Origin of the sequence: Photobacterium sp. TY1-4 (genome assembly GCF_025398175.1) — a bacterium.
GTDB lineage: Bacteria > Pseudomonadota > Gammaproteobacteria > Enterobacterales > Vibrionaceae > Photobacterium.
In genome coordinates, this window is the sequence record NZ_CP099734.1 from 2,885,859 (window position 1) to 2,905,756 (window position 19,898).

Consider the following 19,898-nt stretch of genomic DNA (forward strand, 5'->3'; position numbering starts at 1 on the left):
ACAACCGTGACACACATCACGTAGTGATGCGCAAACCGCGCAACCAATTGCGCAACCGTTTTTATTCAGTGACCGCCCTCACAAAGAAAGACCAAAAAGTTCAGTTGTGGTTAAGCAAGTGACCGATTCAATTTTCTGGGCGGATTCCGAACGCAGCGCCACCAGCGATTGCATCACATGACACAATCGATCGGGACGATTCGGCTCGCCCTGATGGCCGGCCACCGGCATATCCGGCGCATCGGTCTCCAGTACCAGCGCCTCCAGCGGCAACGCTGCTACCGTATTGCGGGTCTTGTTCGCCCTCGGATAGGTAATGGTCCCGCCGACGCCGATCTTCAGCCCCAGCGCCACCACCTGCTGCGCCTGGGCCAGACTACCGCTAAACCCATGATAGACCCCCCCTGCGACCGGCGGGTGTTGCTTTAATAAGGCAACCAGCTCCGGGAAGGCTTTGCGACAGTGCAAAATCACCGGCAATCGGTAGGTATTGGCCAGGATCAGTTGCTCCCGCAACAACCACAGCTGTTTATCACGATCGGCCTCGGCAATGGCAAAATCCAGCCCGCACTCACCGACCGCCACACATTTGCGATCGCGCTGCGCGCCCTCGCCCGCCACCTGCGCCAAACGCGCAGCGAGTGACGCCAGTGATGCCTCGCTATGCTCTGCACTGAAAAACGGGTGCAGGCCCAACGCGTAATACACCGAGTCAAACCTGCGGCTCAGCGCCTGGACCGCCTGCCAGTTGCGCTCACCAACAGACGGGATCACCAGCGCCTCGACCCCGGCTTGGTGAGCCTTGGCCAGATAGCCCGCCGGGTCGGCATCAAACGGCGTAAAATCGAAATGGCAGTGACTGTCGATCATCATGGCCTCGCCTTCATTCCTGCCGGTGCGTACTGTGCTGCGATACGCACCGAGGACGACGCTGAGACGGATGACGCGGATCGTCTTCATCGTAACGGACCGGTGCGCAGCAGCGACGGTTTTCCGGGACCAGCCCCAGACGTTCACACCATTGATCGTAGCGGGCAATCCCCCGCTTGAGCCAGTTCAGCATCGACTTCTCCCCACTTAGCGTATCCTTCATTACTCATCTCTTGTTGAACCTCACTCCTGCCTAGAGCCTGCTTATGCCTAGAGCCGACTCATGCACAGAGCCACACTCACGCATAGAGCCTGCTTATACATAGAGCCTATTTATGGCCGGGTTTGGCAACCATGACGATCATACTACGCCCGGTCACCAAAATCGTCTCGTCACAATAACGCGGCGCTTGCTCAATGGGATAGATATCAGCCGGACTGGGCGCGGCGGTATTCACTAACAGGTGCCAGTCCTGATGATCCCGGTCCGGTAGGGTAAAAATCAGCGGGTCCCAGTAAGCATTGCAGATCACATACAACTCATCACTGCTGATCGGGTGGATCACCGTCGAGGCCAGAGAATGGGAATGGGCCGACCAGTCCGGCTGATTCGGTTGCAGGCCGTGCCAGTCAATCCCGACGCTCTTGAGCACGGTGTTGAGCGAGACATGCATGTGCCAGTCGATGGTTTCCTCATTGCGCCGGATCCGGTTCATCAGCCGGACAAAACGCAGCAAATCGGCATGCCGGTCCACCAACCGCCAGTCAAACCAGCTGATCTCGTTATCCTGGCAATAGGCATTGTTGTTCCCCCGCTGCGTCCGCCGGACCTCATCTCCCATCGAAATCATCGGTGTCCCGAGCGAGAGCAGCAAGGTCGCCAGCATGTTCTTGCACTGGCGGTTGCGCAGCGACTCAATCTCCGGATTCGTGGTCGGCCCTTCAATCCCGTAGTTGTTCGACAGGTTGTGGTTATCGCCGTCGCGGTTGTCCTCGCCGTTGTCCCGGTTATGTTTTTCGTTATAACTGACCCAATCGTTGAGGGTGAACCCGTCGTGGGCGCAGATAAAATTCACTGAGCGGTGGGGCGAGTGGCGATCGCTGCAATAGATATCGGGCGAGCCCAGCATCCGGGAGGCAAACCGGCTCACCGTCCCGGTATCCCCCCGCCAGAAGGCGCGGACATCATCACGGAATTTACCGTTCCATTCGTTCCAGCGATCGCCGATAAAGGAGCCCACCTGATACAGCCCGGCCGCATCCCAGGCTTCGGCGAAAATTTTGGTACTGCACAGCACCGGATCGGAATCAATCGACCACAGCAACGGCGGCTCTTTGAGCGGGGTGCCCAGGCTGTCGCGGGCCAGTACCGAAGCGAGGTCAAAGCGAAAGCCATCGACTCGCATTTCCGTCACCCAGAAGTGCAGCGCATCAATGATCATCCGCCGCACCACACTGTGGTTAGCGTTGCAGGTATTGCCGCAACCGCTGTAGTTGCGGTACTCACCGCAGGTTTTATCGACAATATAATAGGCGCCGTTCTGGAGCCCCTTAAAACAAAACGTCGGCCCGCTGGCATCCCCTTCTGCGGTGTGGTTGAACACCACATCCAGGATCACCTCAATGCCAGCTTTGTGCAGCTCCCGCACCAGGGTTTTGAACTCGGTGATCGCAGCCAGCGGATCTTTCGCCACGCTGTAGCCGGCATGCACAGAGAAAAAATTGATTGGGCTGTAACCCCAGTAGTTCTGCCGGCCATTCGGCGCATCGTCGACATCAAACTGCTGGATCGGCATCAGCTCGACGGCTGTGACGCCGAGTGACTGCAAATAAGGAATTTTTTCGATCACCCCGGCAAACGTACCCCGCTTTTCCGGGGCCACCCCGGAGGAAGGGTGCTTGGTAAAGCCACCGACATGCATTTCATAGATCACGGTATCGGTCATCGAATGGCCTGGCGGTTTGTCCCCCTCCCAGTCAAATGCCTGCTGGTCAACCACCAGGCTGCGCAGGCTGCTGCCGAGGTTGGGCGCTTCCCCAATCGCTTGCTGCCGATCGTAATGCGCCCCGATACTGATCGCCTGGCTGTACGGGTCAATCAGCATTTTGTTGGCATTAAAGCGCAGCCCGACCTGCGGCTTCCACGGCCCGTCGACCTGAAACGCATACACCTGGCCGTGGCCGATGTTGCTGACAAACACAAACCAGTAATGGCCGCGTTTGTGCGCAAGCGGATCGAGTTCGATCTGCTGAAACGACTCCCGCGCATCGGCGCCATCAAACAGGTGCAGGATCACCCGGGTGGCGTCTTTGGAGTACAAACTGAAGTTCACCCCCTGCCCGCGCAGGGTTGCGCCCAACGGGTAAGGCTCACCGACACCAACCCGGATCTCGTTCGCTGTCACAATCTTCATCGCCCCTCCTGTTGATATGCAATCAATAGTAGTTCGAAATCATTACAATAACAGCGACCCCGCTCGGGGTTTGCTCAGGATACAGGGCTCAAGGCAGCGCGCAGGAATTCTGGGCAATAAAAAAGCCGCCACAGTCGTGACGGCTTTGATCGCGCAACAGCGCTCAAGATCGCAGTGCGAATTAGTGTTCGCGGGTCGCGCGGAAATCAACTTCCGGGAAACGCTCTTTGGCCAGGTTCAGGTTCACCATGGTCGGCGCGATGTAGCTGAGGTTGTCCCCGCCATCCAGCGCCAGGTTCGCCTGGTTCTTGCGCTTGAACTCTTCCAGCTTCTTGTCATCACCGCAGTCCACCCAGCGGGCCGTCGCAACGTTCACGCTCTCGTAGATCGCTTCGACGTTGTACTCCGCTTTCAGACGGGCAACCACCACGTCAAACTGCAGCACACCAACAGCGCCAACAATCAGATCGTTGTTTTGCAGCGGACGAAACACCTGAACGGCCCCTTCTTCCGACAGCTGAACCAGCCCTTTCAGCAGTTGCTTCTGCTTCAGTGGATCTTTGAGGCGGATCCGGCGGAACAGTTCCGGCGCGAAGTTCGGGATCCCGGAGAACTTGAGCTTCTCGCCCTGGGTAAAGGTATCCCCGATCTGGATGGTACCGTGGTTATGCAGGCCGATAATATCCCCGGCATACGCATGCTCGGCACGGGAGCGATCACCGGCCATGAAGGTCACGGCGTCGGAAATGCTGACGTTTTTACCCAGGCGAACATGGTTCATTTTCATGCCCTGGCTATAGGTGCCCGAGACAACACGCATGAAGGCAATCCGGTCGCGGTGCTTCGGATCCATGTTTGCCTGAATTTTGAAGACGAAGCCCGAGAATTTCTCTTCATTCGCTTCCACCTGACGCTCGTTGGCCTGACGCGGCATCGGGGCCGGGGCCCACTCCGTCAGGCCGTCCAGCATATGGTCAACCCCGAAGTTACCCAGTGCGGTCCCGAAGAAGACCGGCGTCAGTTCGCCCTGCAGGAACAGTTCGCGATCAAACTCGTGCGAGGCACCCAGCACCAGCTCCAGCTCTTCGCGCAGTTGCTCTGCCAGATCCGCGCCCACGGCTTCGTCCAGTTCCGGGTTTTCCAGGCCTTTGACAATCCGCGTTTCCTGGATGGTGTGGCCTTGACCCGTTGCGTACAGGATGGTTTCATCACGGTGGATGTGATACACCCCTTTGAACTCTTTCCCGCAGCCAATCGGCCAGGACACCGGGGCACAGGCGATGTTGAGCTCACTTTCGACCTCATCAAGCAATTCCATCGGGTCGCGGATATCCCGGTCAAGCTTGTTCATGAAGGTGATGATCGGCGTATCGCGCAGACGGGTGACTTCCATCAGCTTGCGGGTCCGATCCTCAACCCCTTTCGCGGCATCGATCACCATCAGGCACGAGTCCACCGCCGTCAGGGTCCGGTAGGTATCTTCCGAGAAATCTTCGTGTCCCGGGGTATCGAGCAGGTTGACCAGACGGTCGTTGTACGGGAACTGCATCACCGAGGTGGTGACCGAGATCCCACGCTCTTTTTCCATCTCCATCCAGTCCGACTTGGCGTGCTGGTTCGAGCCGCGGCCTTTCACCGTCCCGGCTTTCTGGATCGCGTTTCCGAATAACAGTACTTTTTCCGTGATGGTGGTTTTACCCGCATCCGGGTGAGAAATGATGGCAAACGTACGACGCTTGCTCACTTCAGTAAGAAATGACATATCTTGATAATCCTGTGAGAGATTTCCACATCGAGCAACGATAGTCCCGCAGCGGGTACCTTATCGTTCGGCTCCTGAATTCGAGCCATCCCGGTTTGACTGACGCCGCATGAATTCCGGCCCGTATCGGGTCCGGTGCCGCGGAAATACCGGTCTGACGTCCTGCGCAAGCAGGTAAAATTGTTTTCACAGCAGTGAGTTACATCTCGGCCTCTTTTTGCGCAGTATCTGAGGAAGGAGCCCGCACCTTTGGCACTCAGGCTGGAAAGGGCGTGTCTGGCATAAACAATGGCGGAATTATACGCAATCTTCGCGCAAAGCGACAGGCCTAACAGGCACCCGCCCGGCCTGCCGGGATCCGAGCTAGAGGACCAGGTAAGTCATGATCAGCGCATCTTCCCGTCCGTTTTCCGTCGGGTAATAGCCATAGCGGCGGTTGATCTCGTTAAAGCCAACCGATTCATAGAGCTGATACGCCCGGGTATTGCTGGCACGCACCTCGAGCCAGATCTCTTCGGCGCCCAGCTCGGTCAGCCGGTCGATAAACCCGTCGAGCAGGAGTTTGCCGTACCCCTTACCCTGGCACGCCGGTGCCACGGCAATATTCAGTAAGGTCGCTTCACCGGCCACCAGCTGGCCATAGCAATAGCCCACCACCTGTTGCCCGACTTCGAGCGCCAGATTGACGGCAATTTTACTCGGCGTCTGGCGGATCAGGGATTCTGACCAGGGAAAAGCATGCGCACGCTGCTCGATTTGCCACACCGCATCAAGGTGGTGCGGCGCAAGGGATACAATGTTATGACTCATAAGCACAAATCTGTTGCCACAAGGCTTTCTTGCTGGCGGGGTTGGTATGCATCTGTTTCAGGGAGGTGGAGGTCAGCACCTGACAGCCCGCCGGATGCGGGGCCTGACAGCCGGCCAGCCAGCACCAGGTCAGGTGATGGGCCCGGATTTGCGCCACGCCTTGCGGCGGCAGCATCAGGGCCTGCTCCGGCGAGAGCTTCATGCTGTTGAGGATCCGGCCGAACAGCCAGCGATCATGGTCATCCAGCTCGTCTTCACACACGAACAGCAGCTTGCAGCTTTCCGGCAAGTCGATCACCGGCATTTCCAGCTCGGGAAAAAAGTCCGGTTTTCTGATCTGCCAGTAAGTCAGCCCCATCTCGTGTAAGATCTGTATGTCTCGCTGCTTCATCCTCGTACCATCTGTGCCTGAAGACCTCATTTCGGCAGGCGATACTACCAGATCATCGGGCAAATGGGCGCGCCGGCGCAAAATTAATTCCGATAAAAAGCACGCAATTCACCGCCGCAGACCTTTGGCCGCGACGGGTCGTGCCCGCGCTTTAGCTCAGCGCCGAAAACTCCGGGCTGTAGGCCACCGTGCCCTGCCGTACCGACAGACTGCCCGGGATCAGCTCCAGCACCATGAAGACTTCATCCGGCACCGGCCAGGCACACTGCAGGCCGTGCGCCGATGCCGGTACAAAACCGGCTTTGGGATAATAGTCGCTGTGCCCGAGCACCACGACCGCCGGATAACCGAGCTCCGCCAGGGTGCTCTTGGCTTCTTCAAGCAGCGCCAGGCCAATTCCCTGGCGCTGGTAGTCTTGCTTCACCGCCATCGGCGCCAGCCCCTGCCAGTTGTCATCATTGCCATCGACGGTAACCGGGCTGAACAGCATATAGCCCACCACGTCACCGTCGTCGTTACAGGCCACCAGTGACAAAGAGCGGTGACCATTCTCCCGCAGCTTCATCACCAGATCAGCTTCGGCATCCGTATCGAACACGGTTTTCAGTAAGGCATCAACAGCCAGAATATCTGCCGGCGCTTCAGTTCTAATGAGCATTCATGACCTCTTTGGCAACCGGCGGGGCCTGCATTCCTTGGTGAATGAAGCTCGCCGACTGCTGCAGTAAAAATTGGATCGGGGCCGGAAGCGAGGCCAGATCAATACTGTCCATCAGGTTTTTCACCTCCAGTCCCAACTCGGTGTCGCCTTCAATCCGCAGGCGACGCTGGAAAAAGAGTGTATCAGGATCTTCCTTGCGTGCAGCAATTAATACCAGATCGTTGCAGTCACCGCTGAAACTCACATCTTCCTGGGCGATCTGATCCGCGACCACCAGCTGCGCATCCCGATAGCTAATGTACCAGCACAGCCCCAGATCCCGCACCGCGACTTTCAGCCAGCGCCCTTCGAGGAAGGCAAAGTCCCCGTCTTCCAGGGCTTCGCGAAACACCAGGGCCAGCCCTTCCAGCATCACTTTTTTCTGAACCGCAAACGGCGTCAGCCGGGCCGGGATCCGCAGCAGCGCCGGCGCATGCTGAACCATCTGTTTTTGTAATTGAGCAATCACTGTTTTTTCCTGTTTCAGTCGCCACAATGGATTGATTGTATGGCAACAAGGACGAGGGCTTTTATGCCTTGCATCAAAAAAATCAACTCTATAGCGGCAAAGTTTGGAATTTGATGACGGTCGCAGGTTATAGTAACCATTATTTTTCAACTGACGCCGCCCGCGTCAGCGCAACGGGATAGACGCATCATCCATGCCGACTGAGCAACTCAACTACTGGTTTCCGCTGCTAACCGACAACAGTCCTTTTCTGTTTGCGGTCCTCGATCCCAATCATCACTACCTGGTCGTCAACAGCCGCTACTGCGAAGTCAGCGGGATGGCGCGCGACGAGCTGATTGGCCGCAGTGATGCCGAAGTTCTGGGCCGGGCCTATTATGAGACCCTGCGCCCCTACTATGATCGGGCCTTCCAAGGCGAATCAGTCGAAGGCGAAGTGGTGCTCAACGATAACCGCCACGAGACCAGCCTGCATTTCAGCCTGGCCCCGCTGCGAGATGCACAAGGCAATATCCCGTACGTCGTGCTGCACTCGGCCGATACCTCCGAGCGTCAGGTGCTGGTGAACTCCCTCCAGGAACTGGAGCATCAGTTGGATCAGCTCAACCACCTGATCACCGACGGCAGCTGTATTGTCGAAGGCGAGCTGATCATCTCGGCCAACGAAGCCGCCGCCGCATTGCTCGGGTTTGAGTCGGTGCAAGATTTGGTCGGCGAAGAGCTGGGCCGGTTGCTGGTCGACAGCCACACCCAGCGGGTCCTCGGCAGCCAACTCAGTCAGCTCGGGCATCAGGAGCAGCGCCGGTGTCAGACCAGCCCCCGGTGCAGCACCGAGAAAGCGCTCCAGGTCACTGTTTCCGATATTTCCCTGCTCGGCTCACCGGCCAAACTGATCCTGCTGCAGGACATTTCCGAGCAGATCAGCCAGCAAGGCCAGATGGAGCAGCTGGTCCATACCGATCCGCTGACCGGCCTGTACAACCGCCACGGATTCAGTCGCCGCCTGGAGCAGTTGATCCAGCACAAGACCCCGCTGGTCATGCTCTACCTTGACCTGGACAACTTTAAAAATATCAACGACTCGCTCGGCCATCATATCGGCGATCGGGTGCTGCAGGAGATCGCCCAGCGACTGCGCCGACTGTTACCCGAGCGCGCCGTGATCGGCCACCTCAACGGCGATGAATTTGCAGTGATCCTGCCCGAGCCCGATCACACCCGGATGGGAGAGCAGATGGCCCAGCAGATCATTGCCCTGATCAACCAGCCGTTCGACCTGCACCATTTCAGCAAACATCTGGCCTGCTCCGTCGGGATGGTCAATTATCCGGGAGACGGCAATGATGCCCGGATCCTGCTGCAAAACGCTGACACCGCCATGTATGAGGCGAAAAATCGCGGCCGCAACCGACTGGTCAAGTTTAGCGAAGAGATGAACAAGGAAGCGCGGATGCAGCTGTGGCTCGAAATCGAGCTGCAAAAAGCCCTGCAGCAGAACGGCCTGGAAGTCTGGTACCAGCCGAAGGTCGGCGCGCGGGATTTCGTGATTGACGGAGCCGAGGCGCTGGTGCGCTGGAAGCACCCGGTTGAAGGCTATATCAGTCCGGCACAGTTTATTCCGGTCGCGGAGCGCTCCGGATTAATCGAGCAACTGGGCCAGGTGGTGATGCGCGAAGTGTTCACCACAGTGCGCCAGTGGAAGCAGCAGGGACTGCTCAACGGCCGGGTGGCAATTAACCTCTCGCCGCAGCAGTTCGGCAACCCGAACCTGATCAGCTTTGTCGAAAAACTCAAGCAGGCCACCGGCGTCGACCCGAGTGATATCACCTTTGAGCTGACGGAAAGCGCGGTGATGAGTGACAGCGATCATACGATCCAGATGCTGAATGCGATCAAACAACTCGGCTTTTCGCTGTCGATCGATGACTTCGGCACCGGCTATTCGTCGCTGTCCTATCTGGCCCGCTTCCCGCTCGATGAGCTCAAGATCGACCGGGCGTTTATCAAAGATATCGAAGCCATTCCCAAGCAGGTCACGCTGATCGAGAACATTATCAACCTCGGTAAAGCGCTGAACATGAGTATTGTTGCCGAAGGGGTGGAAACCCGCCAGCAGGCGACCCTGCTCTCGAACCTCAACTGTGACTCGATCCAGGGCTTTTATTTCTACAAGCCGCAGCCGAAAAACGAGCTTGATGCAATCCTATTGGAGCACAGCCGCCATACCGACTGATCCGGGCGATACCGCCCGGCCGTCACCCGGCCGTCTCTACTTCCAAAGGATAAAATGTGAGAAATAAGTTACTTAATTCAACAAAACCTGCCTGACATCAAAATACGCACCGCATTCCCCCCCTAGTATTTCCGCCATCCTGTCCATCCTCACGGGTAGAAAAACTATGGAGCTACTATGCCCCGCCGGCAACCTGCCGGCGCTAAAAACTGCCATTGATCACGGCGCGGATGCGGTCTACATCGGTTTCAAGGATGATACCAACGCCCGCCATTTCGCCGGTCTGAACTTTACCGATCACAAGCTGGAAAAAGCCGTCGCGTATGTCAAAGACCACCAGCGCAAACTCCACATCGCCCTGAACACCTTCGCCCACCCGGACGGCTTCGGCCGCTGGCAAAAGGCCGTCGATACCGCAGCCGCCATGGGCGTGGATGCCCTGATCGTGGCCGATATGGCCGTGCTCGACTACGCCGCCAACCGCTACCCGGATCTGGAGCTGCATCTGTCGGTCCAGGCATCGGCCACCAACACCGCGGCGATCGATTTTTATCATCGGAACTTTAACGTCAAGCGGGTGGTGCTGCCGCGGGTGCTGTCGATCCATCAGGTCAAGCAGCTGGCCCGCAACAGCCCGGTCGAATTGGAAGTCTTCGCCTTCGGCAGCCTGTGTATCATGTCCGAGGGGCGCTGCTATCTATCATCCTACCTGACCGGCGAATCCCCGAATACAGTCGGGGCCTGCTCCCCGGCGAAATTCGTCCGCTGGCAGGAAACGCCGCAGGGCCTGGAGTCACGCCTGAACGATGTCCTGATTGACCGCTACGCCGAGGGGGAAAATGCCGGCTACCCGACCCTGTGCAAAGGCCGCTTCGATGTCGACGGTCAGCGCTACCACGCCCTGGAAGAGCCGACCAGCCTTAATACGCTGGCGATCTTGCCGGAGCTGTTCCAGGCCAACATTGCCTCGGTCAAAATTGAGGGCCGCCAGCGCAGCCCGGCCTATGTCGAGCAGGTGACCCGCACCTGGCGAGCCGCCATCGATCGCTACCGGGCCAACCCGGACAGCTATCAGGTCGAGCCGGCCTGGGATGCCTGTCTGGGCAATGTTTCCGAAGGGACCCAGACCACGCTGGGCGCCTACCACCGTAAATGGCAGTAACAGGAGCCGCCTATGAAATACGCCTTAGGTCCCTTGCTTTACTTCTGGCCCAAAACCGAGGTCGAAGCCTTCTATCAGCAGGTTCAGGACAGCAGTGCCGACATCGTCTATCTGGGAGAAACCGTCTGCTCCAAACGCCGCGAGCTCAGACCCGCCCACTGGCTGGAGCTGGCCCGGGCTCTGTCAGCAACCGGCAAGCAGGTCGTGCTCTCAACGATGGCACTGCTCGAAGCCCCGAGCGAAGTCAATGTGATGAAAAAATACATTGAAAACGGGGAGTTCATGATTGAAGCCAATGACGTTTCTGCGATCCAGCTCGCCCGGGACAAGGGCGTGCCCTTTATTACCGGCCCGGCCATCAACTGCTACAACGCCCAAACCCTGCGGCTGCTGCTCAAGCAGGGGATGGTGCGCTGGTGCATGCCGGTTGAGCTCTCGCGCGAGTGGCTGCAACAAGTGGTGCGTGAATGCGAAACAATGGGGATCCGCGATCAGTTTGAAACCGAAGTCTTTAGCTACGGTTATCTGCCGCTGGCCTACTCGGCCCGTTGTTTTACGGCCCGGGCCGAAGATCGCGCCAAAGATGACTGCGAAACCTGCTGCATTCGCTACCCCAACGGGATCACCGTCAACAGCCAGGAAAGTCAGAAGGTCTTCACCCTGAACGGGATCCAGACCCAGTCCGGCTACTGTTACAACCTGATCAACGACCTCTGCAGCATGACCGAGCTGGTCGATGTCGTCCGCCTCAGTCCGCTCGGCACCGAAACCCTGCCGCTGCTGGATCAGTTCCGCGCCAATGAGCAGGGCGCGCAGCACCACCCGCTGCCAGGCGGGCACCAATGTAACGGTTACTGGCACAACCTGGCCGGACTGGAAATCCGCTAGCGTGCCCACTGACGATCAAAAAAGCCGCAATCACTGCGGCTTTTTTGATCGCGACTATCCAGTGAGAGGCGACGACAGGTGTTATTCACTGTCCAGTGGTAACGCTTCTTCAAGCGATTCATCCGGTTGCTCCTGCGCGACCTGGGCCTCTGCCATCAGCCGGCTCAGCTCCAGCAACGCAAAACGGTGCTCGACAAACTCATATACATTGCCGGACAGCGCCAGCTTATACAGCATCAGGGCCGACTGGTAATCCTGGCGATAATGGTACTGCTTGGCCAGGTAAAAATAACCTTCGGTCAGTCGCTCAGCCAGCATGGCATTGTCTTCGCTTTCCCGGCTGATTTGCGCCAAGAACTCAGATTCAGTCACATCGCCCAGATACAGACGGACGATCTGCCAGCCCCAGTCCTGCTGCTCACTGGCCTCAAAACGCTGGCGCAGCTTCTCATCGGCAGTCTCGGGCATCTGTACCTGCTCGACCAGATACAGCCAGATCACCCGGTAGGGATCGTTCACATTCTGCTGGTAGTGCGCGATCAAATCTTCATGTGCCAGGTCGTAGCGGCCGCCGTAGTACAAGGCAATGCCGCGGTTACGCTGGGCATACGGATGGCGCAGGTTCAGTTCCAGCGTTGAATCAAAGGCTTCATACGCGGCATCAAAATGGGCACTCTGGGTAAAATAAACCCCGAGAATATTGAACACGTCCGGCTGATCCGGTTTCAGCGACAGTGACTGGTTAAAGTCGAGACGGGCCAAATCACGTAATCCCAGGCTGTCATGCAGCAGGCCCCGCTCGTAGTACACCTGAGCCAGGGTATCGTCATCCAGGTCATTGCGCTTGAGCAACTGGTCGATCCGGGCCAGCTGGATCTGCTGCTGGATCGTCGGCTGGAACGGCACGGCCATTGGCGGGTGAACCCAATTCGATTGGGGGGCTGCGCTGCAGCCTGCCATCATCATAGAAATCGCGACAACGGCGACTTTGAACCTGTTTGCAATCAATGCAATTCTCCCTGAGGTGAACTCATACCAACGAATCTTCTTACTAGCTTATACCATCAGTACAATTTAAGCGGTTGCGGATGCAATTCAATCACAGCTAAGTAATTCACAAATATAAAAAAGGGGCAATAAGCCCCTTTATATCATGGTTTTTGCAAAAGCCTTATGCTTCTGGCTTGGCTTCTGCCGTCGCAGCTTCTTTCATGCTCAGACGGATACGGCCCTGGCGATCGATTTCCAGAACTTTCACTTTCACTTCCTGACCCAGCTCCAGGTGATCCGCAACTTTCTCAATACGCTCTTCAGCGATTTGAGAAATGTGGACCAGACCTTCTTTGGCGCCAATCACAGAAACGAAAGCACCGAAGTCAACAATGCGCATCACCTTACCGGTGTAGATACGGCCAACTTCAACGTCCGCAGTGATCTCTTCGATACGACGGATCGCTTCTTTCGCAGCAGTCCCTTCGGTCGCTGCGATCTTCACAGTACCGTCGTCTTCGATTTCAATCGTAGTACCAGTTTCTTCAGTCAGCGCACGAATCACCGCACCGCCCTTACCGATCACATCTTTGATCTTCTCAGGGTTAATCTTCATGGTGTGGATACGCGGCGCAAACTCAGAGATATCTGCACGTGGCGCGTTGATCGCTTCATCCATCACGTTCAGGATGTGAGAACGGGCACCTTTCGCCTGGTTCAGCGCGATCTGCATGATCTCTTTGGTGATCCCTTCAATCTTGATATCCATCTGCAGCGCAGTGACGCCGTCCGCAGTACCAGCCACTTTGAAGTCCATGTCGCCCAGGTGGTCTTCGTCACCCAGAATGTCAGACAGAACCACAAAGTCATCGCCTTCTTTCACCAGACCCATGGCGATACCGGCCACAGATGCTTTGATTGGCACACCGGCATCCATCAGCGCCAGAGACGTACCACAAACAGACGCCATCGAAGACGAGCCGTTTGATTCGGTGATTTCAGAAACCACACGCACGGTGTACGGGAACTCGTCCGCAGATGGCATCACCGCAGCAATACCACGCTTGGCCAGTTTACCGTGGCCAATTTCGCGACGCTTCGGAGAACCCACGAAACCCGTCTCACCCACACAGTATGGCGGGAAGTTGTAGTGCAGCAGGAAGTGATCTTTACGCTCACCGGTCAGCTCGTCGATGATTTGTGCATCACGCTGGGTACCCAGTGTGGCAGTGACCAGCGCCTGTGTTTCACCACGGGTGAACAGAGAAGAGCCGTGGGTACGTGGCAGCACGCCAGTACGAACGTCCAGCGCACGAACCATGTCTTTTTCACGGCCGTCGATACGCGGGTTGCCGGCGATGATGCGGCTACGAACCACTTTCTTCTCCAGCGAGCTCAGCATGTCGCGGATTTCACGCTCATCCAGTGCCTCGTCTTGAGCCAGCAGCGTTTCAACTACGTCGCTCTTGATTTGACCGACCTGCTCGTAACGGGCCATTTTCTCAGTGATTTGGTATGCGTCAGTCAGACGTGCTTCCGCCTGCTCAGCAACACGGGCTTTCAGCTCAGTGTTTTCAGCTGGTGCAACCCAATCCCATGCCGGTGTCGCAACTTCTGCCGCGAATTCTTTGATCGCGTTGATCACAACTTGCTGCTGGTCGTGGCCGTAAACCACCGCTTGCAGCATTTGTTCTTCAGTCAGACGGTCGGCTTCGGATTCAACCATCAGGACCGCGTTGTCCGTACCGGCAACCACCAGGTCCAGACGGCTGTCAGCCAGCTCAGTGTTGCTTGGGTTCAGGACCAGCTGGTCGTTGATGTAACCCACACGTGCCGCACCGATTGGGCCGTTGAACGGGATACCGGAAATCGCCAGTGCCGCAGACGTACCAATCATGGTCACGATGTCTGGTTGCACGTCCGGGTTTACAGAAACCACAGTTGCAATTACCTGGACTTCATTTTTGAATGCATCAGGGAAAAGCGGACGGATTGGACGGTCAATCAGACGAGCTGTCAGGGTTTCGCCTTCAGATGGACGGCCTTCACGCTTGAAGAAACCACCCGGGATTTTACCCGCAGCGTATGTACGCTCTTGGTAGTTTACAGTTAACGGGAAGAAGTCCTGGCCTTCTACGGCTTCTTTCTTGCCCACAACGCTGACGAATACCGAGGTATCGTCCATGCTAACCATCACTGCGGCTGTCGCCTGACGAGCCATTACACCAGTTTCAAGGGTAACCGTGTGGTTACCGTACTGGAAAGTCTTTACGATAGGATTCACTTGAATTTCCTTTGTTTTATTCCGCTTTCTGTTTGCGCCGTTAAGTATATCCGACCCGGCAAAAAGCGTCATGTGATGAAAGGCAACTTTGCAGTGATTTCACGTATCGCGACTAATGATAATTCTCAACCCACTAAGAACTGTCATTAGCCGCGACCTCAGGGTCGACGAAAACGACTCGTGATCCACCTTCAAGCCACCCAGTTAAGGGCGAACCCCGCGACGGGGCTCAGGCGATCGGAACATCCGATGCCTTAAAAAAAGAAAGGAGCCATAAGGCTCCTTTCTCCAAAGCAATCTTAGCGACGCAGGCCCAGACGCTTGATTAGGTCTTGGTAGCGGTCCAGATTCTTACCTTTCAGGTAATCCAGTAGCTTACGACGACGAGAAACCATACGTAGCAGGCCACGACGGCTGTGGTGGTCGTGCTTGTGGTTCGCAAAGTGACCTTGCAGGTGGTTGATTTGTGCTGTCAGCAGTGCAACCTGAACTTCTGGAGAACCTGTGTCGTTTTCGCCTTGCGCGTATTCAGCAACGATTGCTGCTTTAGTTTCTGCATTCAGAGACATAACTCATTCCTAATACAAATATTGTTTCTAATTTGTGCCAGCCAATCTCTGATTCAGCCGACACCCGAGCCGCGAATTATACTTGCCCCCTTGCGGAACTACAAGCAAAGATTCTGTTCTATCGTGGGGATTTCGGCGCGCTGAAACACACCGTCGACATCCCCCGACAGGCGGTTAAGCCGGCTTGTTGGCCATCACCCGTTTCGGGGCCAGCATGCCTTCTTCATCAATCACACCGACGCCGATAAATTCGCGCGGCTCGCCGACCGTGATCCGCACCTGGGTGCCAGTCGCCGGCACACGGCCGGCCTGAACCGGGTTCCCGTGCAGGATATAGGTGGCCAGCATCGGCAGAATATTGACTTCCGGCAGATCCTGCACCGCGGTATCGGTTGGCAGCAACAGCGGATCCAACAGCTCACGCGGTGCAATGTCTTGCTCCTGCGCCTGCACCAGCAACGCATCCAGCTGCTCCAGCGTGACCATGCGATCGAGCGGGAAGTTCGACACCCCGGTTCGACGCAGGTAGGTCACGTGCGCGCCGCAACCCAGCATCTCGCCCAGATCATCGACGATGGTTCGAATGTAGGTGCCTTTCGACACATGCAGTTCCATCTCGACTTCGTTATCGCTAAAGCGCAGCAACTCAACCGAATACACGGTGATCTTCCGAGATTCACGCGGCACTTCAATCCCCTCACGGGCATATTCATACAGCGGGCGTCCCTGGTATTTCAGGGCTGAGTACATGGACGGGATCTGATCGGTGGTACCGCGGAATTTGGCAATACAGCGCTCCAGTTGGCCCCGGTCAACCTTGACGTCACGGGTCTCAACCACTTCGCCGTCAGAATCCGAAGTATCCGTTCGCTCGCCCAGCTTAGCAATCACCCGGTAGCGCTTGTCCGAATCCAGCAGAAACTGGGAAAACTTGGTGGCTTCCCCGAAGCAGATCGGCAGCATCCCGGTCGCCAGCGGATCCAGCGCACCGGTGTGGCCGGCCTTTTCCGCAAAATAGATACGCTTCACTTTTTGCAGCGCATCATTGGAGGTAATACCGGTCGGTTTATCCAGCAGGATCACCCCGTCAACCGGGCGCCCCTTACGACGACGTGCCATGGTTTATTCCTCGTCTTCCGTCTCTTTCCCACCGCGACGATCTTCATCATCACGGACAGCCTTGGTCACCAGATTGGAAATACGCATCCCTTCGGTCAGCGACTTATCGAAAATAAAGTTCAGCTCCGGCGTCACGCGCAGGCGAATCTGCTTGCCCAGCAGCGAGCGGATGTACGGTGCCATTTCACGCAGGGCTTCCAGGCTGTCTTCCGCAGTCTGCTCACCCACGGTCAGGAAAGTCACATAGACTTTGGCATAACCCATGTCACGCGACACGTCGACGCTGGAAATGGTCGCCATCCCGATGCGCGGATCTTTGATTTCACGCTGCAGGATCACAGCCAGCTCTTTTTGCAATTGCTGGGCAACCCGCTGCGTGCGGCTAAATTCTTTAGACATTCATGCCTCTCCTAGAGAATAACTCTCTTGAAAGAATGGGGAGCCGAAGCTCCCCATGGATAATATGTAAACCTTACAGAAGGTTATAACCTTGATGATTAGTCAAGCGTACGCTGAATTTCAACGATTTCGTAAACTTCGATCTGGTCACCCACGCGAACATCATTGTAGTTCTTCACGCCGATACCACACTCGTAGCCGTTCTTAACTTCCTGAACATCATCTTTGAAGCGACGCAGCGATTCCAGCTCACCTTCGTAGATCACCACGTTATCACGCAGAACGCGGATTGGGTTGTTACGCTTGATCAGGCCTTCAGTCACCATACAGCCGGCAATCGCACCAATCTTAGGCGACTTGAACACGTCACGAACTTCCGCCAGACCGATGATTTCCTGCTTGAACTCAGGAGACAGCATGCCGCCCATCGCCGCTTTCACTTCATCAATCAGCTGATAGATAATGGAGTAGTAGCGCAGATCCAAGCTCTCCGTTTCAATCGTCTTCCGTGCAGACGCATCGGCACGAACGTTGAAGCCCAGGATGATCGCGTTCGAAGCTGCTGCCAGAACAGCGTCAGTTTCGGTGATCCCACCCACACCAGAGCCCACGATGTTGACTTTCACTTCATCAGTCGACAGCTTGCGCAGTGAGTCAGCGATCGCTTCGACAGAGCCCTGAACGTCAGCTTTCAGTACCACGTTCAGTTCAGCAACTTCACCGGCAGTCATGTTCGAGAACATGTTCTCCAGTTTCGCTTTCTGCTGACGCGCCAGTTTCACGTCGCGGAATTTACCCTGACGGTACAGCGCAACTTCACGGGCTTTACGCTCGTCACGAACCACGGTGGCTTCATCACCAGAAGACGGCACGCCAGACAGACCCAGGATCTCGACCGGAATCGACGGACCCGCTTCTTCAATATCACGACCCAGCTCGTCACGCATCGCACGCACACGACCGTGCTCCAGGCCACACAGAACGATATCGCCTTTACGCAGCGTCCCTTCCTGAACCAGAACGGTTGCAACCGGGCCACGGCCTTTATCCAGACGCGATTCAACAACCACACCTTTCGCCATGCCTTCAGCAACGGCTTCCAGTTCCAGAACTTCCGCTTGCAGCAGAATCGCTTCCAGCAGGCCGTCAATATTCGTGCCCTGCTTGGCAGAGATGTGAACGAAGATATTCTCACCGCCCCACTCTTCCGGGATCACGTCGTACTGTGCCAGTTCGTTCTTCACGTTGTCCGGGTTGGCATCTTCTTTATCGATCTTGTTCACCGCAACAATCAGCGGAACTCCGGCCGCTTTCGCGTGCTGGATCGCTTCGATCGTCTGAGGCATCACGCCATCATCCGCCGCCACAACCAGAACAACGATATCAGTCGCCTGAGCACCACGTGCACGCATGGCCGTAAAGGCGGCGTGTCCCGGCGTATCCAGGAAGGTGATCATGCCATTGTCAGTTTCAACGTGGTAGGCACCAATGTGCTGGGTAATACCACCGGCTTCGCCTGAAGCAACGTGGGCTTTACGGATGTAGTCCAGCGTCGATGTTTTACCGTGGTCAACGTGGCCCATGATAGTCACAACCGGCGCACGTGGCACCGCGGTCAGGTTTTCATCGCGATCAGACAGTACGGCTTCTTCCAGCTCATTTTCTTTACGCAAGATGACTTTGTGACCCATCTCTTCAGCAACCAGCGCTGCGGTTTCCTGATCGATCACCTGGTTGATGGTCGCCATCGCGCCCATCTTCATCATCACTTTGATGACTTCTGAAGCTTTCACCGACATTTTGCTGGCCAGCTCAGAAACCACGATGGTTTCACCGATCACAACGTCCTGCTTGGCAACGGTTGCGGTTTTGTCAAAGCCGTGCTGCATAGACGTCGGCTTCGCCATCTGCTTCTTACCGCGAGGGCGCTGATTACGGGCACCACGTCCGCCGCTGCGATCATCAGTCTTCGCGCCAGCTTTCTTTTTCTTACGGCGGCGAGCGCCTTCTTCTTTCTGATCCTGCTCGTCTTCAGCTGCGCGTGCGTAGCTGGACGTTGTAGTATGGTAGTCTGATTTTTCCATATTACTCGTTTCCTGGTCAGATTTTGACCAGTTTTTCTCGTTCATTTCCGCCATTTTGCGTGCCTCTTCTAGCTGGCGCTGACTTTCTTCTTCGGCTTTACGCTTGGCTTCCTCTTCCCGGCGACGTTGTAGCGCCTCAGCTTCTTTTTTCGCCTCTTCGTCAGCAGCGGCGCGCTTAGCCTTCTCTTCAGCTAAACGCTTCTCATCAGCTTCACGCTCCTGCTTATCCTCTGCGTCACGCTTGGCCTTAACTTCTACATCTTGCTTAGCCTTCTCATCAGCTAAACGCTTTTCATCAGCGGCACGTTGCGCCGCTGCTTCTGCCTCACGCTTGGCCTGCTCTTCCGCTGCACGTTGAGCGGTTTCTTCCGCCTCACGTTGCGCAACTTCTTCAGCCTGACGCTTTGCTTCTTCAGCAGCGCGCTGCTCTTCTTCAAGAGCAGAGCGTTTTACATAAGTACGCTTTTTGCGCACTTCGACCTGAACACTTTTATTCTTGCCACCGGAACCCGATACGCTCAGCGTACTGCGGGTTTTTCGTTGCAGAGTAAGGCGTGTCGGAGCCTCGTCAGCACTGCTCGCACCACCATGTTCTTTCTTCAGGTGGGCTAACAGCGACTGCTTTTCTTGTTGGCTTACGCTTTCTTCAGCTTTCTTGCTGATACCAGCATCGGCAAACTGTTGAAGCAAACGATCAATCGGTGTTCCAATTTCCTCGGCTAATGCTTTAACGGTAACCTCTGACATGCTGCTC

The 19,898-nt window shown here is 56.3% G+C and carries 17 protein-coding genes; 3 read left to right on the plus strand and 14 right to left on the minus strand.

What is annotated here, in order from left to right; genetic code table 11:
• Positions 1 to 78 precede the first annotated feature (78 nt).
• From NH461_RS13485 to NH461_RS13520, 8 genes are all read right to left on the minus strand, one after another.
• A complete protein-coding gene (locus NH461_RS13485; RefSeq protein WP_261600847.1) occupies positions 79 to 873 on the minus strand; it encodes a TatD family hydrolase in 795 nt (264 codons plus the stop codon).
• 10 nt (positions 874 to 883) lie between these two features.
• Entirely contained in the window at positions 884 to 1,093 is a 210-nt protein-coding gene (locus NH461_RS13490; protein ID WP_261600848.1) for a DUF5363 domain-containing protein, read from the minus strand.
• Positions 1,094 to 1,199: 106 nt separating this feature from the next.
• Positions 1,200 to 3,284, minus strand: coding sequence for a glycogen debranching protein GlgX (glgX, locus tag NH461_RS13495; RefSeq protein WP_261600849.1), 2,085 nt, complete (start codon positions 3,282 to 3,284; stop codon positions 1,200 to 1,202).
• Positions 3,285 to 3,465: 181 nt separating this feature from the next.
• The gene (gene prfC, locus NH461_RS13500; protein ID WP_261600850.1) at positions 3,466 to 5,046 is read right to left on the minus strand and encodes a peptide chain release factor 3; all 1,581 of its coding nucleotides are present in this window, start codon (positions 5,044 to 5,046) and stop codon (positions 3,466 to 3,468) included.
• A gap of 363 nt (positions 5,047 to 5,409) precedes the next feature.
• Complete coding sequence (gene rimI, locus NH461_RS13505; protein ID WP_261600851.1) at positions 5,410 to 5,856, minus strand: ribosomal protein S18-alanine N-acetyltransferase; 447 nt, start codon at positions 5,854 to 5,856, stop codon at positions 5,410 to 5,412.
• Entirely contained in the window at positions 5,846 to 6,247 is a 402-nt protein-coding gene (locus NH461_RS13510) for a DNA polymerase III subunit psi (RefSeq protein ID WP_261600852.1), read from the minus strand. Before NH461_RS13510 ends, rimI begins: the two co-directional genes overlap by 11 nt.
• 151 nt (positions 6,248 to 6,398) lie before the next feature.
• Positions 6,399 to 6,905 carry a GNAT family N-acetyltransferase gene (locus NH461_RS13515; RefSeq protein WP_261600853.1) on the minus strand — a complete coding sequence of 169 codons (507 nt, stop codon included), beginning with the start codon at positions 6,903 to 6,905 and terminating at the stop codon, positions 6,399 to 6,401.
• Entirely contained in the window at positions 6,895 to 7,392 is a 498-nt protein-coding gene (locus tag NH461_RS13520; RefSeq protein ID WP_410000112.1) for an SCP2 domain-containing protein, read from the minus strand. The genes NH461_RS13515 and NH461_RS13520 overlap by 11 nt, the downstream gene beginning before the upstream one ends.
• A 217-nt stretch (positions 7,393 to 7,609) precedes the next feature.
• On the opposite strand from NH461_RS13520, the gene NH461_RS13525 reads away from it, so the two are divergent.
• From NH461_RS13525 to NH461_RS13535, 3 genes are all read left to right on the plus strand, one after another.
• Complete coding sequence (locus tag NH461_RS13525; RefSeq protein ID WP_261600855.1) at positions 7,610 to 9,649, plus strand: EAL domain-containing protein; 2,040 nt, start codon at positions 7,610 to 7,612, stop codon at positions 9,647 to 9,649.
• 166 nt (positions 9,650 to 9,815) lie between these two features.
• On the plus strand, positions 9,816 to 10,811 hold the full coding sequence (locus tag NH461_RS13530) for a peptidase U32 family protein (protein ID WP_261600856.1): 996 nt from the start codon (positions 9,816 to 9,818) through the stop codon (positions 10,809 to 10,811).
• A gap of 12 nt (positions 10,812 to 10,823) precedes the next feature.
• The gene (locus NH461_RS13535) at positions 10,824 to 11,699 is read left to right on the plus strand and encodes a U32 family peptidase (protein WP_261600857.1); all 876 of its coding nucleotides are present in this window, start codon (positions 10,824 to 10,826) and stop codon (positions 11,697 to 11,699) included.
• A gap of 81 nt (positions 11,700 to 11,780) precedes the next feature.
• Here the strand turns inward: NH461_RS13535 and nlpI are convergent, their stop codons facing one another.
• From nlpI to infB, 6 genes are all read right to left on the minus strand, one after another.
• A complete protein-coding gene (gene nlpI, locus NH461_RS13540; protein ID WP_261600858.1) occupies positions 11,781 to 12,707 on the minus strand; it encodes a lipoprotein NlpI in 927 nt (308 codons plus the stop codon).
• Positions 12,708 to 12,870: 163 nt separating this feature from the next.
• On the minus strand, positions 12,871 to 14,973 hold the full coding sequence (gene pnp / locus NH461_RS13545; RefSeq protein ID WP_410000081.1) for a polyribonucleotide nucleotidyltransferase: 2,103 nt from the start codon (positions 14,971 to 14,973) through the stop codon (positions 12,871 to 12,873).
• A gap of 299 nt (positions 14,974 to 15,272) precedes the next feature.
• Positions 15,273 to 15,542 (minus strand): 30S ribosomal protein S15, encoded by a 270-nt coding sequence (gene rpsO / locus NH461_RS13550; RefSeq protein WP_039458488.1) that lies wholly within the window; start codon positions 15,540 to 15,542, stop codon positions 15,273 to 15,275.
• Between the two features lie 174 nt (positions 15,543 to 15,716).
• Positions 15,717 to 16,661 carry a tRNA pseudouridine(55) synthase TruB gene (gene truB / locus NH461_RS13555; RefSeq protein WP_261600859.1) on the minus strand — a complete coding sequence of 315 codons (945 nt, stop codon included), beginning with the start codon at positions 16,659 to 16,661 and terminating at the stop codon, positions 15,717 to 15,719.
• Between the two features lie 3 nt (positions 16,662 to 16,664).
• A complete protein-coding gene (rbfA, locus tag NH461_RS13560) occupies positions 16,665 to 17,060 on the minus strand; it encodes a 30S ribosome-binding factor RbfA (RefSeq protein WP_261600860.1) in 396 nt (131 codons plus the stop codon).
• A gap of 98 nt (positions 17,061 to 17,158) precedes the next feature.
• Positions 17,159 to 19,891 carry a translation initiation factor IF-2 gene (gene infB / locus NH461_RS13565; RefSeq protein WP_261600861.1) on the minus strand — a complete coding sequence of 911 codons (2,733 nt, stop codon included), beginning with the start codon at positions 19,889 to 19,891 and terminating at the stop codon, positions 17,159 to 17,161.
• Positions 19,892 to 19,898 lie beyond the last annotated feature (7 nt).